9 protein-coding genes and 2 pseudogenes are annotated in these 13343 nt (G+C 71.4%); 2 read left to right on the top strand and 9 right to left on the bottom strand.

Annotated elements, in window-relative coordinates; translation table 11 throughout:
* Positions 1 to 29: 29 nt before the first annotated feature.
* The 5 genes and pseudogenes from AB0946_RS31070 to AB0946_RS31050 form a co-directional block, all read right to left on the bottom strand.
* Positions 30 to 2126: an ABC transporter ATP-binding protein gene (locus tag AB0946_RS31070; protein WP_366763991.1), complete on the bottom strand. Its 2097-nt coding sequence runs from the start codon at positions 2124 to 2126 to the stop codon at positions 30 to 32.
* Positions 2123 to 3055 carry an ABC transporter permease gene (locus AB0946_RS31065; RefSeq protein WP_366763990.1) on the bottom strand — a complete coding sequence of 311 codons (933 nt, stop codon included), beginning with the start codon at positions 3053 to 3055 and terminating at the stop codon, positions 2123 to 2125. The genes AB0946_RS31070 and AB0946_RS31065 overlap by 4 nt, the downstream gene beginning before the upstream one ends.
* Position 3056: 1 nt before the next feature.
* Positions 3057 to 4040 (bottom strand): ABC transporter permease, encoded by a 984-nt coding sequence (locus AB0946_RS31060; RefSeq protein ID WP_366763989.1) that lies wholly within the window; start codon positions 4038 to 4040, stop codon positions 3057 to 3059.
* 1461 nt (positions 4041 to 5501) lie between these two features.
* Positions 5502 to 6146: pseudogene (gene snpA, locus AB0946_RS31055) on the bottom strand (snapalysin); the annotation flags it as partial.
* A gap of 867 nt (positions 6147 to 7013) precedes the next feature.
* Positions 7014 to 7181 (bottom strand): annotated as a pseudogene (locus AB0946_RS31050) (leucine zipper domain-containing protein); the annotation flags it as partial.
* Positions 7182 to 7249: 68 nt separating this feature from the next.
* On the opposite strand from AB0946_RS31050, the gene AB0946_RS31045 reads away from it, so the two are divergent.
* Positions 7250 to 7888 (top strand): DUF1963 domain-containing protein, encoded by a 639-nt coding sequence (locus AB0946_RS31045; RefSeq protein ID WP_366763988.1) that lies wholly within the window; start codon positions 7250 to 7252, stop codon positions 7886 to 7888.
* A 77-nt stretch (positions 7889 to 7965) separates the two neighbouring features.
* Here the strand turns inward: AB0946_RS31045 and AB0946_RS31040 are convergent, their stop codons facing one another.
* The 3 genes from AB0946_RS31040 to AB0946_RS31030 form a co-directional block, all read right to left on the bottom strand.
* Complete coding sequence (locus AB0946_RS31040; RefSeq protein ID WP_366763987.1) at positions 7966 to 8685, bottom strand: hypothetical protein; 720 nt, start codon at positions 8683 to 8685, stop codon at positions 7966 to 7968.
* Positions 8686 to 8807: 122 nt separating this feature from the next.
* The gene (locus AB0946_RS31035; protein ID WP_366763986.1) at positions 8808 to 9416 is read right to left on the bottom strand and encodes a DJ-1/PfpI family protein; all 609 of its coding nucleotides are present in this window, start codon (positions 9414 to 9416) and stop codon (positions 8808 to 8810) included.
* A gap of 289 nt (positions 9417 to 9705) precedes the next feature.
* Positions 9706 to 10185, bottom strand: coding sequence for a helix-turn-helix domain-containing protein (locus AB0946_RS31030; protein ID WP_366763985.1), 480 nt, complete (start codon positions 10183 to 10185; stop codon positions 9706 to 9708).
* A gap of 60 nt (positions 10186 to 10245) precedes the next feature.
* On the opposite strand from AB0946_RS31030, the gene AB0946_RS31025 reads away from it, so the two are divergent.
* On the top strand, positions 10246 to 11700 hold the full coding sequence (locus AB0946_RS31025; RefSeq protein WP_366763984.1) for an MFS transporter: 1455 nt from the start codon (positions 10246 to 10248) through the stop codon (positions 11698 to 11700).
* Between the two features lie 78 nt (positions 11701 to 11778).
* On the opposite strand, the gene AB0946_RS31020 is transcribed toward AB0946_RS31025, so the two are convergent.
* On the bottom strand, positions 11779 to 12837 hold the full coding sequence (locus AB0946_RS31020) for a zinc-dependent alcohol dehydrogenase family protein (protein ID WP_366763983.1): 1059 nt from the start codon (positions 12835 to 12837) through the stop codon (positions 11779 to 11781).
* Positions 12838 to 13343 lie beyond the last annotated feature (506 nt).

Genomic DNA, 13343 nt, shown 5'->3' with positions numbered 1-13343 from the left:
GGCATCGCTGCGGAAGGCGGAGGAACCGGTCAGCGGGCGTGGCAGGCGTGGCGGTGGTCGGTTCCGGATGCCGCCGGCCGCAGGAGGGGCCGTTCGGTGCGGCAGCGCTGTTGTGTCCCGTCGTCGAGCAGCGGATACAGCGGACAGCGGTCGGTGAAGACGCAGCCTCGCGGGAGACGCGACGCACTGGGCTGCTCGCCCTTGAGCACGATGTGCTCGCGAGAGCGTTCCACCTGCGGATCGGGCACCGGGATCGCCGACAGGAGGGCTTCGGTGTACGGGTGCCGGGCGTGTGTGAAGAGGTCTTCGGTGGCACCGCTCTCGACGATGTGTCCCAGGTACATGACGGCGATGCGGTCGGACACCTGTCGCATCACCGCGAGGTCGTGGGCGACGATCAGGTACGCCAGGCCCAGTTCGTGCTGGAGCTTCCTGAGCAGGTTGATGACGTCGGCCTGGACGGACACGTCCAGGGCGGACACGGGTTCGTCCAGGACCACGATCCGCGGTTCGGTCGCCAGGGCTCGGGCGATCGCGACGCGCTGGCGCTGGCCGCCCGAGAGAGCCGCCGGGAAACGGTCCGCCAGCGAATCGTCCAGCCCGACGAGGGAGAGAAGTTCCTGCACGCGGATCTGCACGGCGTCCCGGTCCGTGCCGATGGCCTGGAGCGGTTCCGCGAGCAGCCGGGAGACGGTCAGCCGCGGATCGAGCGATCCCATGGGGTCCTGCATGACGATCTGCACCGTGCGGCGCAGTCGCTGTGTCCGTCCGGTGGAGCGTGGTGCGGCGACGTCGGTGCCCGCGATCTCGATCAGGCCGTGCTCCGGCGGCCTCAGCCGCATGATCTCCAGCAGGGTGGTGGTCTTGCCGCTGCCGGACTCGCCCACGAGCCCGAGGGTCTCACCGGCCCGCAGCTCGAAGCTGACGTCGCTGACGGCGTGCAGCGTGCCGACGCGGCGTTTGAGGAACGCCCCCTTGGTGATCGGGAACGTCCTGGCCAGTTCGGCGACCCGCAGCACGGTCTCACCGGGGACACGCCGGTCGGGGCGGTGCTCTTCGACGGCCGCTTCGGGCGGCGGGAACAGCGAACTCGCCGCCGGGTTCCCGGCGGCTATGTCATCGGCGCGCCAGCAGGCGACCCGACCGTGTCCGGGTACCGCGCCCAGCGGTGGTTCCTGGCTGTGGCAGCGGTCCACGGCGGCGGGACAGCGGTCCGCGAAGGAGCATCCTGCCGAGAGCGCCACCAGCGACGGTGGTTCGCCCCCGATCGGCACCAGCTGCCCGCTCGCCCGTGCCTCGGGCCGGGGTACCGCGCCGAGGAGCCCGATCGTGTAAGGCATGGTCGGCCGCGCGAACAGCTCGTCGGCGCCGGCCTGCTCCACGATCCGGCCCGCGTACATCACGGCGACCTCGTCGGCGTACCCGGCCACCACCCCCAGGTCGTGAGTGATCAGTACGAGGCCGGCGCCCGTCTCGGTCTGGGCGGTCCGCAGCACGTCCAGGATCTGCGCCTGCACCGTCACGTCGAGGGCGGTGGTCGGCTCGTCGGCGACGATGACCGACGGGGAGTTCGCCATCGCCAGAGCGATCACCACGCGCTGACGCATGCCCCCGGAGAACTCGTGGGGAAAGGCACGCGCGCTGCGGTGCGGCTCGGCGATGCCGACCAGGTCCAGCAGCTCGACGGCGCGATTCCACGCGGCCTGCCGGGTCAGGTCCTGGTGCACGCGCAGCGCGTCGGACAGCTGTCGGCCGACGGAGAAGATCGGGGTCAGGGCGGACAGCGGATCCTGGAAGACCATGCCGATGTCCTTGCCGCGCACCGCGGACAGTTCACGGTCGCCGAGCCCGACCAGGTCGCGGCCGCCCAGCAGCACGCTGCCCGACACCTGGGCGGTCTCCGGCAGCAGCCCCATGACGCCCATCACCGTCGCGGATTTCCCCGACCCCGACTCACCGACGATACCGAGCGTGCGTCCGGGCAGGACGTCGAAGCTCACTTCGCGCACGGCCCGTACCGGACCGGCCTCCGAGGGGAAGACCACGCTGAGGCCGCGAACGGACAGCACCGGTGCTGTCGCGGCGGACCCGGCCTGCGGGTCCGTCCCCGGGGTCGCCACGGTCATCGCCGGCCTCCGCGTGCACCGGTGGTCGAGCTGGGGTCGAACGCGTCGCGCAGGCCGTCCCCGACGAGCGTCATGGACAGGGTCAGCAGCACCACCAGCGCCGCCGGGTAGCCGAACAGCCACGGTGCGGTGGTGATCGTGCCGGATCCGTCGGCGAGCATCGTGCCCAGTGACACGTCGGGTGTCTGCACTCCGAAGCCCAGGAACGACAGGGCGGTCTCACTGAGCACGGTGGCGACGACTCCCAGGGTGAGGTTGACGATGAGCAGGGAACCGAGGTTGGGAATGATGTGCCGCAGGATGATCCGCCACGGCCGCACGCCCATGAACTCGGCGGCCAGCACGTAGTCCCTCTCGCGCAGCGAGGTGGAGACGGACCAGATGACCCGCGCCGTCGACATCCAGCCGAAGACGGTCAGCACCAGGATGAGCACCCGCCAGTCCCCGGCGAGGTGGTGCGAGACCAGGGCCAGGATCAGGAACGACGGCACCACGAGCAGGAAGTGGATGACGGTCAGCGTCAGCCTTTCGACGCGACCGCCGAAGTACGCGGCCCCCGCGCCGATCACCGCGGCGAGCACGATCGTCAGTACGGAGACGCTCACGGCGATCACAAGGGAGCGCTGGAGACCGTGGACGGCCTCGGCGTAGACGTCGTTGCCCCCTTGGTTGGTGCCGAAGTAGTGCGTGCCGCCGGGGGGCTGGGTGAGTGCGGTGAAGTCCACGTCGGTGTACGAGAAGTGCGTGAGCCGACCGCCGCCCACACTGAACAGGACCAGCAGCACGAGGAGCACGACTCCGAACAGCGCCGGCCGGTTGCGGGCGAACCGCCGCAGATACAGTCGTCCGCCGCCGGCACGGGCCGCCGGACCCTGTTTCGCCGTGTCCGGATCGAGCGGCTCGGGCAGGGAGGTCACCGTGGTCGCCATGTCACCTCACCCGCACCCGGGGGTCGAGGACGACGACTGCGACGTCGGCCAGGATCGCACCGATCGCCGTCATGCCGGCCCCGAAGGCCGCGACGGCGACGGCACCGTGCACGTCGTTCTTGGCGATGGTCTGGACGAAGTACTGGCCCATGCCGTTCCAGCCGAAGACGGTCTCGGTGATCACCGCACCGGTGAAGATCGCCGGAATGCTGAACGCCACGGAGGTCGCCGTCGGGATCAGTGAGGCGCGTAGTGCGTGCCGACGGATCGCCTGGGCACGTGTCAGGCCGGTGGCGCGGGCGGTGCGTACGAAGTCCGAGTTGATGTTGTCCAGCAGCAGCGAGCGCTGGGTCAGGTGGTAACCGACGTAGCCGAGCAGGGTCAGGCTCAGCGTCGGCAGGACCAGGTGCCGGAACCGGTCGGCGACCGTCGGCCAGAGTCCGCTGACGTCCGGGGACTTCTCCCCGGCGACGTACAGGAGGCGCCAACCGAGGTGCTGGTTCAGCCAGATCCCGGCGAAGACGACCGCCAGCGCTGCGACGGCCGCCGGGACGTTGAAGAGGAACACGGAGACGAGCTGGGTCGTCCGGTCCCACCACCCGTACTGCCGGGAGGCGGTGAACACGCTCAGCGCCACACCCGCCACCACGGACAGCAGTGTCGCGGCGGTGACCAGCTGACCGCTGACCACGACCCGGAAACCGATCTCCGAGTCGACCGACGCACCGACAGGGGACTTCCCCCAGTCGAAGTGCAGGAGCACGTTGCTGAACCAGTGCCACCACCGTTCCGCGAGAGGGGTCCGCGGATCCAGGTTGTAGGGCGCCAGCGCGTGATCGATCTGTTCCTCGGTGCGGACCGGTCGCAGCCCCCGGTAGTTGGACCTCGGGTCGAGGAACCAGGCGGCCAGTACATACGTCACGTTGGTGGCGACGACGATCATGATGAGCCATCCCGCGGCCTTGCGCGTCACGTGGCGGATCACGAGGCCGCCCCTCTGGGCAAGCGGATCTCGACGGCAGTGACAGCGCGGGAAGCCGGCGAGACTGTGCCGGGATATGGCATGAGCCTGACACTTTCTGAGGGCGAGGGATACGCCGCCCTGGTGGAGCGGTGACGGACCTGCGAGCGGCAGTCGTTCTCTGTGCATCGGGCGAGCACACCGACCGGCATTGATTCTTCGGCCGTGATCATGCTCCGCGCCAGCCCTGCCGGGAGCCTGTCACGTGATCGCAATGCGGGTGTCACAAGGCCGGAGGCGTGTTCCTGAAGCGGGTGAATCACCTTGTCCGGCCGGGAGTAGAGAGGCCGGAGCCCGCGAAATGGTGGTGTCCCGGACCGAGGGTGCGGACGGCGGTGCGGGGCCGGGTCACCGTCTCGCCGTGACCTACGACGAGGGAACCGACACGATCAGGCTCCACCTCGTGCTGATCCCGGAGCCCTCCGACTCCCGACGGCCGGCCGAACCCCGGTTCCGGCGGGCCGCCGGCTCCACGCCGCCGCACCAGGCGCGGCCTCCCGCCCGGCCGCGGCTCCTCACGACCCGCCGGACGTGTGCCGGTGGACGGAGAAGCCGCGGCCTGTCTCCGACCGAGCCGGCCCACCTTGCGGTATGGCGGGCACGGACCTGCTGCCGGCGGCGATCAGCGCGGCGGGGCCGGTCCCCGGTGCCCGGGGGAGCAGGCGGGTCCGGGAAGGCCGGCGTGCCGAGGCCGGCGGCGCGGAGGTGGCCGGGGCATGGACGCGGGTGCCGCCGGGCCGGGCGGCGGGGATCCAGGTCAGGGCGGCCCTTTTCCCGGTCGGGGCGGAGGAACCGCAGGCCGTGTCCGTGGTTCCGCCGGAATAGTCGCGTCGTCCGGCCTCCCCGGCCCGGCGTCGGACGGGGACCAGGGTGCCGCCGATGATGACGGCCCCGCCGGCCTGCTTGGCGAGGTCTGGGCAGGGGCCCGTGCACTGCCCCGGTGCGGTCCGTAGACACACGGACGGGGCCGGGAGGACGGGAGGCCGCGGATGCCGAAGCGTCCGGCTCGCTCACTCGACGACTGACCTCAGACTCTGCCGTGGTGAGGCAGGCACCGCCGGGGACGGCCCGAGGGCGGCGGGCCGACGAGGTCCCTGAAGGCCGGGGCGGATGCCTTCGCGGCCGACAGGAACACTCGGACGGCCGTCCCGGGCATGTGACTGGAGCCGGCCGTGACGGCGAGCCGCTGCCCGCTCGCTCACGTGATCAACCGACCCCGGCCGTCAGTCAGGGCGCATTGCGGACCGGGTGCCACGGACCGTTGCCCGGCGTCACGATCCGTACCCGCGGTGCGGCGCTCAGGCCCCCGGCAGGCTGGTTCCCCGTGCCCGGGCCCGCGGCGGGCTGGCTCCCGGTGCCCGGGTTCCCGGCAGGCTGGCTCCCGGTGCCCGGGCCCCCGGCGGGCTGGCTCCCCGTGCCCGGGGTCTGGGCGAGTCCGGTGGCCCACAGCTGGTCGACACGGGCGCGCTCGGTGGCGTCCGGGTAGCGGTTGGTGCAGGACGGGCCGGGACCGCCGCCCGACATCAGCTCACTGCACGGCCCGCTGTAGTCGTCCGGAAGACCCAGCACGTGTCCGGTCTCGTGGGTGACGACGCGGATCGAGTCGTTCTGCTGGGTCTGGGTGTAGTCGAGGAAGATGGAGCCTTTTCCGTGACCGTCGGTGTTCGCGTGGGACCCCCGCGGGTCGTTGCCCTCGTAGTAGGAGAAGTCGGCACCGCTCGACGCCTCTTCGAGCTTGACGTGGGATTCGGAGCTGTTCCAGATCGAGGCCGCGCTCGCTATCTGTGAACGGAAACTCGGCGCCTTGGAGGCGTCGTAGTGGACGGTCACTGCCTGCGCGTCGGGCTGGGCGGCGCGCTTCTCGGCGACCGACTTGAGTACGGCCTCGAAGAACGCCTTGTTGTTCGCGGCCTCCTCGGCCGACCCGTCGTACCGCGCCACGGAGGTCCCGGCTGAAGCGGGCGGGGTGGCGGCCGGCTCTGCGCTCGCCGGCACTGCCGCGCCCAGCGCGCTGGAGGCCAGGCCCAGGCCGAGAGCGAGGGAGAGGAGTCGCGGGGACGGTCGGGACAATTTCACGTGGGGGGCTCCTGCTCACTCGGTGACCGATCGCCGCAGTGCGCGGTCGAGTCGGCGTGAACACCGGTTCTCAACTGCGGCGACGTCCTGTGGGCCGTCATTCTTAGAAAGGCTCGACAGGGTGCGCAACGGGTCCCGCCACTACGTCCCCTCGTAGGCCCCGGGACCTCGCCGGGGCAGCGCGCAGGCGCCCCGGTCAGCACACGGCGACAGGAGGACGAGCTGTTACGACGTCAGAAGCCGTACGGCGCGGGGCAGATGGCATGCGGGCCGACCGGGCGGAGTTCCAGCACGCACGGCAGGATGGACATCCAGGCCAAATCGACCAAAACCATAAATATCCGCTACGTCGCGTCTACTAAGAGCGCTGGTTGATCGGCGGGTCGCGTGACCGACGTCACGGATCGACGTCCGTCGACCGACGAGAACGGACGGCTTTGACGACTCCCTTCAGCGACGTTTCCAGCGAGCGCGGTCCCTGGCGGAGCCGGACCGTCCGGATCACCGGACACGGCGACCGTTCCGCCGGCGCCTCCAGCAGCACTCCCGCCTGCCGGGTATCACCGCGTTCTAAGATCCTCGCGGTCCTGCCTGCCTGCGCCGCCCGGCACGCCGCCGCCCACGCCGAGGCCGCCGCCGTCCGCCCTACGCCCGATGCCGCTGCGTCGCCCACCCCGCCCCGCAGGCCGCTGAGCGGCCGGCACACGCCTCCCACAGCAGGTACGCCTCGGCCCGGGCCGTGCCGTCGCCTTCGCGGCCGGGCGTCAGGCCCGGGAACGCGCCGGCCCTGGCGGCCAGGCGCATCGGCACGATCCGGTGCTCGCGCCGCAGCAGCGGAACCTGTGCCTCGACGGCGGCCGGAGTGCGGCGTGGCTGACGGTGCGGGCGGCTGGAGCGGTCGCGCATCCCGGCCTCACCTTGCTGCCGGTAGCGGGCGACGGCGGTGTGGCCGCCCTGGACCCGTTCCGCGGCCCTGCGCAGCCGACCCCGGAAGGCCCTCACCTGTTCAGCGCCCAGCACGCGTGTCACCGGCCTCCCGGGACGGCACAGCCAGACCTTTCCGGGCGATGTCACCGGTCCGCCGTAGAGTCCTGGCCGTGACCACTCTCATGATCGATGCAGGTCCAGTCGCGTCGGCTGCTCGGGTGACGCGCACCGGGGGCGTGCCTCTGGCGTCGGCCGGCACTCCGTGGCCCTGCTGCACTTCGTGCGAAGGCCCGATGCGGTTCCTCGCCCAGGTGGTCCTGGATGACCTCGGGGGTGGGACGGAGGGCCGAGGGATCCTCGTCTTGTTCGCATGCCAGAACGACCCCGGTATGTGCAGCGACTGGGAGCCGGACTCGGGCGGGAATCAGGCCCTGCTCTTCCCGATGGATGCTCTTCAGCCACTGCCCCAGCCTGCCGGTGCCGATGAGGATCTGCTTCTGCTCGGTTCCGTGCGGGGGGTCGGCTTCGTGCATGTCGGCGAGCCCGATTACGACAAGGCCGGCGAAGAGTGGTCGGCGGGAGACGGCCGCTCCGCATCATCCGTGCTCGGCCGGCTCGGAGGCAGCCCCGCCTGGATCCAGGACGACGAGACACCGTCCTGCCCGTCGTGTGCCACCGCCATGCCGCTGGTCGTCCAGCTCGAGGAGGGTCCGGACCACAGCACCGCCATGAACTTCGGCGGCTGCGGCAGCGCCTATGCGTTCGCCTGTGAACCGTGTGGCCACGCGAAGTTCCTGTGGCAGTGCTGATGTGGCGTCAAAGCCCTTGCCGCTGAAGGGTGGAGCCGATCAGTTCTTCGTCCCGCAGACCTCGGTGGCCGGCTCGCTCAGCTGAAGTGCACCTCGCTCAGGTCGATCGAGACCATGAGCTGATCCAGGATGGGGGAGCCGTCGGCGTCGCGGCGGTAGGCCCGCCGCTTGGTGGGCAGCACGATGCCGTCCGCTTCCACGTGGTCGTGGACGTACTGCGCTGCCGCGAATCCGCCTGCCACGTCGACGTGGTAGTCGTGTCGGCGCAGCAGTCGGTCGGGGCCGAAGTAGAAGTCCTGGTGGGTGCTGTGGCTGGCGATTGCGGGTGGGAACGTGGCGCGCAGCCCCCGCCACAGTTCGTCTCCTTCCCGCCACGGTTCGGTCTCGGTGACCGTGAAGCCGGGCATGGCCAGCAGGAACGGCGTGGTGAGATAGGTCCACAGGGCGTAACCGTTGAAGTAGGCGCGGTCCAGCGGGTCCCAGGGGGTCTCCAGGGTGTGGCCTGCGAAGGACGACCGCGGGTCCTCGCGTGCGGCGACCACTCGCCCGTCCAGCTTGGCGATGCTCACCCGTCCGGGTGTGAAGTCGGTCTTCTGGTCGGGTGCGCCGAAGGGGCTGACCGAAGCGCGCTCCTCGTGGAGGAGGATGGTCATCTCGCGGGGCGCGGGATCCTGCGGCAGGCCCTTGACGGCGAACAGCTGACCGCCGCTGACAAGGGTGGCTCGCGCCTGGGTCAGCTGACGCCAGCGCGTGTCGCCACCGTGGGCTTCGATCACCTCGGTGAGCAGCTCGTTCATGCGGTCTCCTGAGGATGGCGACCGTGGTGCGTCCACGGGCTCGAATGCCGGGGGGATGCGGTCGGCACAGGCAGTTCGTCAGTTTTGCATCGTTTGTGACTGGTCGTCATGGTCACGGGGCATCAGCGCACCGCGCCCGCTCCCGTCTGGACGGCGCGCAGGGCGCGGTCGACGGTCTCCCGGTTCTCGCCGACCGGCGCCACGTAGTCGAGGACGTCGCGCGCGGCCGCTTCCCCGAGCGTCCGGGTGATCACCCAGGTCGCGAGGTACTGGGACGCCAGGCAACCGCCCGCCGTGGCGATGTTCCCCTCGGCGTGGAACGGCGCGTCCGGCACGGTGACGCCGCGGGCTTCGACGAACGGCCGGGTCTTGTTGTCCGTGCACGCCGGCATGCCCTCCAGCAGCCCCAGCCGGGCGAGCACCAGCGCGCCGGAGCACTGCGCGCCGATCAGCTGCCGTGAAGGGTCGAGCCGCAGCCTGGAGACCAGCCGGTCGTCGGCGACCACGTCCCGTGCCCGCACGCCGCTGCCGATCAGCACCACCTCGGCCTCGGTCACGAACTCCATGGGGCGCTGCCCGGTCACCTCGACCCCGTTCATCGACGTCACCACCGGTGTCGGCGTCGTGACGAAGGCTTCCAGGCCGTCCGCACGGCAGCGGTTGATCAGCGCGGAAGCGATGAAACTGTCGAGCTCGTTGAACCCGTCGAAGGTGACCACGGCTACCTGCATCACATCTCCTTCAGGCGCGGCATGATGTCTGCGCTCTCGCCCGGCGCGCCGTTCCGGGGTGAGAGCTGGGTCAGGGGCCGGCCAGGGCGGGGCAACCGGACCGTGCGGCTTCGGGTCACGAGCGCGGGGCGCCGCGGGGAGGCCGGAGTCCGCCCTGCCCGGAGGAGCGGCTCCGCGTCCGGGACGATCGGGTCCGCCGGGGACTGCCGGAAACCCGCGTGCCGCTTCCTCGCACCGCGCGGCGTGCCCGGACGTGCCGCCACCGTCGCGGTCGTGGCCCCGCTGCCGTCTATGAGGCATGCACCGGGCCGGACCGGTCCCAGCCAGGGGTTGTCTCCTCCCGGTGGATGTCCTCGGCGTGGACCCGCTCGCCGCAGGTCTCGCAGACCGCGTGGGTGACGAGTTCGTGGTCCCGGTGGAGGAGCCGGACGGGCGGTGAGGTGACGGCCCAGCGGTCGCCCCAGCCGATGAGCTCTCGGGTGATGCCCGCCAGGTCGCGTCCCGCCTCGGTCAGGTAGTAGCCGCTGTGACGGGCGTCGTCCGGCAGCGGGCGCCGTTCGAGGACGCCGCTCTCCACCAACGCCTTCAGGCGTGCCGCCAGGCGGTCCGTGGGGGCGCCCGTGTTCCTGGCGATCTGCCGGAACCGGTGGTTGCCGAGCATGACCTCGCGGATCGCCGGCAGAGCCCATCGGTCGCCGACGATCTGCAGGGAGGCGGCGAGCGAGCACGGGCGCCCGGCCATGTCCTGGGGATCGATGCGTGTGGTCACGCACCCAGTATCACTCGCAATGGTTTGATTCCCAAACCACGCTCGTGCTTCACTTGCGCCATGCCCACGACGCTTGGATTTCCAAAGCACACCCGAACGGCCACCGTGGTGGTCCTGGTGGCCGTCTTCATGACCAACCTGGACCTGTGGATCGTCAACGTCGCCCTTCCGGCCATGGGAGCGAGCTTCTCCGGGGGCGGCAGCGGTGTGACCCTCGGTTCGCTGTCCTGGGTCCTCAACGCCTACGCGATCACCTTCGCCGCGCTGCTTGTGGTGGCCGGCCGCGCCGGTGACCGCATAGGCCAACGGCCGGTCTTCCTCACCGGGATCGCCGTCTTCACCCTCGCGTCACTGGGCTGTGCCCTGGCCCCGAACCTGGCGACCCTCGTTGTGGCCCGGGTGGTACAGGCCGTCGGGGCGTCCGCCCAGATCCCGACGTCCCTGGCCCTGCTGCTGGCGACGGTGCCCACCGAACGCCGCACCCATGCCACCCGGAACTGGGCCGCGGTCGGAGGACTCGCCGCGGCCGCCGGGCCCGTCGCCGGCGGCCTCCTGACCGAGGTGGACTGGAGGTGGGTCTTCGCGGTCAACGTGCCCATCGGCATCGCCGCGCTCGTCGCCGGCCGATCGGTCCTGCCGAAGCCGGCCGCGCGGGAGAGGGGAGCGCTGCCCGACCTCCTCGGCGCACTGCTGCTCATCGCGTCGGTCGCGGCACTGTCCGGGGCGCTGGTGCAGGCCCCCGACTGGGGCTGGGCGAGCGGCGGCACCGTACTGCTCGTGGCCGTTGCCGTGACCGGCGGTGTCGCGTTCGTCCTCAGGTCCCTGCGCCACCCCCGCCCGCTGTTCGAGCTGCACCTGCTGCGGCTGCCGCGCTTCGGAGCGGCGAACGCGGGCAGCCTCGTGTTCGGCGTCGCCTTCTCGATCATGCTGCTGTCCAACGTGCTGTGGTGCCAGGAGGTCTGGCACTGGAGCGCGCTGCGCACCGGCGTCGCCCTCGTCCCCGGTCCCGCCCTCGTGCCGGTCGTCACCCTTCTGACCGCCCGCGCCGCGCAGCGCTTCGGGCACGGTCCTCTGGTCGCCGCCGGCGGGCTGCTGTTCACCGGCGGCATGGTCTGGCGCGTGTGCTTCGCGTCCGTCACACCGGACTACCTGCGTGATCTGCTGCCCAGCCAACTGCTGACCGGCACGGGCGTCGGCCTGGCCCTGGGCACGCTGGTGGCCGCCGGCGTGCACGCCCTGCCTGGGCACCGTGCGGCAACCGGGTCGGCGCTGGTCAACTCCGTCCGCCAGATCTCCGCCACGATCGGCGTGGCCGTCCTGGTCGCGGTGGTCGGCTCACACGTCGGAGCCTCCTCGCGGAACGACTTCCGGATTGCCTGGTGGGCGGCCGCCGCACTGGGCCTGGCGACCTCGGCGATCGGCGTGCACCTCGGCCGCGGCGGCGCCGGCCGGACGGTGTCCGCCACGTCGAAGGAGCCCGAGGCGGGTGCGCAGGCTCCGGCGGATGCGTCCTGAACCGGCCCCCTCGTGGCTCCGGCTGCCGGACCAGGGGCACGGTTCAGCGGACCTCAGCGGCAGTGGCAGGACCCCGCCCTACCCGTTGCCCCCGTCCCGGCCGTCTTCGAAGACGAAGAGCGGCTTCGTGCCATGCGCGGGTGCCTCGGCGAGCGTGACGGCCTCGCGGAAGTGTTCGAGCGGGAACGGCCGGCCCTGGGGGATGCCGAGGACCCCGTCGGCCACGAGACCGCGCACCTGTGACAGCGCGCGCAGGGCGTCCTCGGGCGAGGTGGTGCCGAACCAGCGGTTCAGCCAGAAGCCTCGGACCGTCTTGGTCTCGTAGATGACCGAGCGGGCCTGGAGCGGGATCGTCAGCGCCGCCGGGTCGGTCTGCCGGTGGGTGGAGAGCGCGCCGTAGACCACGAGCTCCCCGCCGGGAGCCAGCGCCTGGGACACCTGGGCCCCCACCGGGCCCGCGACGCAGTCGATGGCCTTCCGCACGCCGGCCGGTCCGGCCGTCTCGGTGATGCGCTGCGACAGGTCCTCGTCCTCGGTGCAGATGACCTGGTCCCCGCCGAGCGCTTCGATCTCCTGGACGGCGGCTCGGCGCCGAACGACGTTGATCGTACGGATACCCAGATGCCTGGACAGCTGGATGACGAGCCGGCCGACGGTGGAGCCCGCGGCCGTCTGCAGCAGTTGTTCGCCCGGCTGTACCTCGAGTTCGTGCGTGACGAGGAGCAAAGCCGTCAACGGATTGACGGCGAGCTGGCAGGCGCTGGAGTCGTTCAGGTCCTCGGGGACCGGCAGAAGCCTTCGCGTGTCGGCGACGAGGTACTCCTGCCAGGTACCGGCCGCCGGCGGCCCGGGCACCGCCGGGACCGCGGCGACCGCCACGCGCTCGCCGACCGTCGGTGCTTCGGTGCCCGGGCCCAGGGCCGCGACCCGGCCCACGCACTCCATAGCGCCCCCGACGGCGGGGAATCCGGGGGAAAAGCCGTAGCGGCCGCGCAGCACGTGCAGATCACTGGCGTGAATCGGAGTCGCCTTCACACGGATCAGCGCCTGCCCGGCTTCCGGCGTGGGAACAGGCCGGGATTCCAGCCGCAGGACATCGGTGGGCTCGCCGGCCGTCACGGCCACGAGCGCACGCATGGATCGAGGCATGAGCGGCCCTTCGTCTGCGCACCCGGGAAGACCGACGCGATGCCGACGCCGGCATCCTCGTCAGCCCGGGCTGTCGTCGGCGTCGCCGTCATCCCACGCTACGCCCGGAGCCGGAAAGAAGCCCGGCAGCAGATCGTCCAGCGTGGTACGAGTGCCTGTTGGAGCGACCCGGGCCTGCCCCTGGAGGGCTCCTGGAGCCCGGCGAAGGTCGGGAACCTCGGAACCGCTGCCTTGGCCCAGCGCCTGTTTGGCCACCACGGTCGTGCCATGGCCCGCGCGGGGTCCTCGTCATCATCGCCGTGAGGACCGCAGGGACGGCACACGCCGTCATCCGCCGCAGCCGGTCCCACCCCGCGGCGACGGCGCGCCGAAAGCGCGAAGTACCGGTGGATCGTGCAGCAGCCGACGGCATGAGCCGCCTGGCACATGGATCTTCCGGTGGCCGTCCCTACCGGGGGGGACCGGCGGCCGGGACGCCTTCACGCAGGTGCTGG

It is taken from the genome of Streptomyces sp. NPDC046870 (genome assembly GCF_040704595.1).
Lineage (GTDB): Bacteria > Actinomycetota > Actinomycetes > Streptomycetales > Streptomycetaceae > Streptomyces > Streptomyces argyrophylli.
This window is presented reverse-complemented; position numbering and strand designations above follow the sequence as displayed.

What these genes read in the sequence shown, in the direction of transcription:
- AB0946_RS31070 (WP_366763991.1), bottom strand. Translation starts at nt 2,126, where the DNA reads ATGACCGTGGCGACCCCGGGGACGGACCCGCAGGCCGGGTCCGCCGCG.
- AB0946_RS31065 (WP_366763990.1), bottom strand. Translation starts at nt 3,055, where the DNA reads ATGGCGACCACGGTGACCTCCCTGCCCGAGCCGCTCGATCCGGACACG.
- AB0946_RS31040 (WP_366763987.1), bottom strand. Translation starts at nt 8,685, where the DNA reads ATGAACGAGCTGCTCACCGAGGTGATCGAAGCCCACGGTGGCGACACG.
- AB0946_RS31035 (WP_366763986.1), bottom strand. Translation starts at nt 9,416, where the DNA reads ATGCAGGTAGCCGTGGTCACCTTCGACGGGTTCAACGAGCTCGACAGT.
- AB0946_RS31025 (WP_366763984.1), top strand. Translation starts at nt 10,246, where the DNA reads ATGCCCACGACGCTTGGATTTCCAAAGCACACCCGAACGGCCACCGTG.
- AB0946_RS31020 (WP_366763983.1), bottom strand. Translation starts at nt 12,837, where the DNA reads ATGCGTGCGCTCGTGGCCGTGACGGCCGGCGAGCCCACCGATGTCCTG.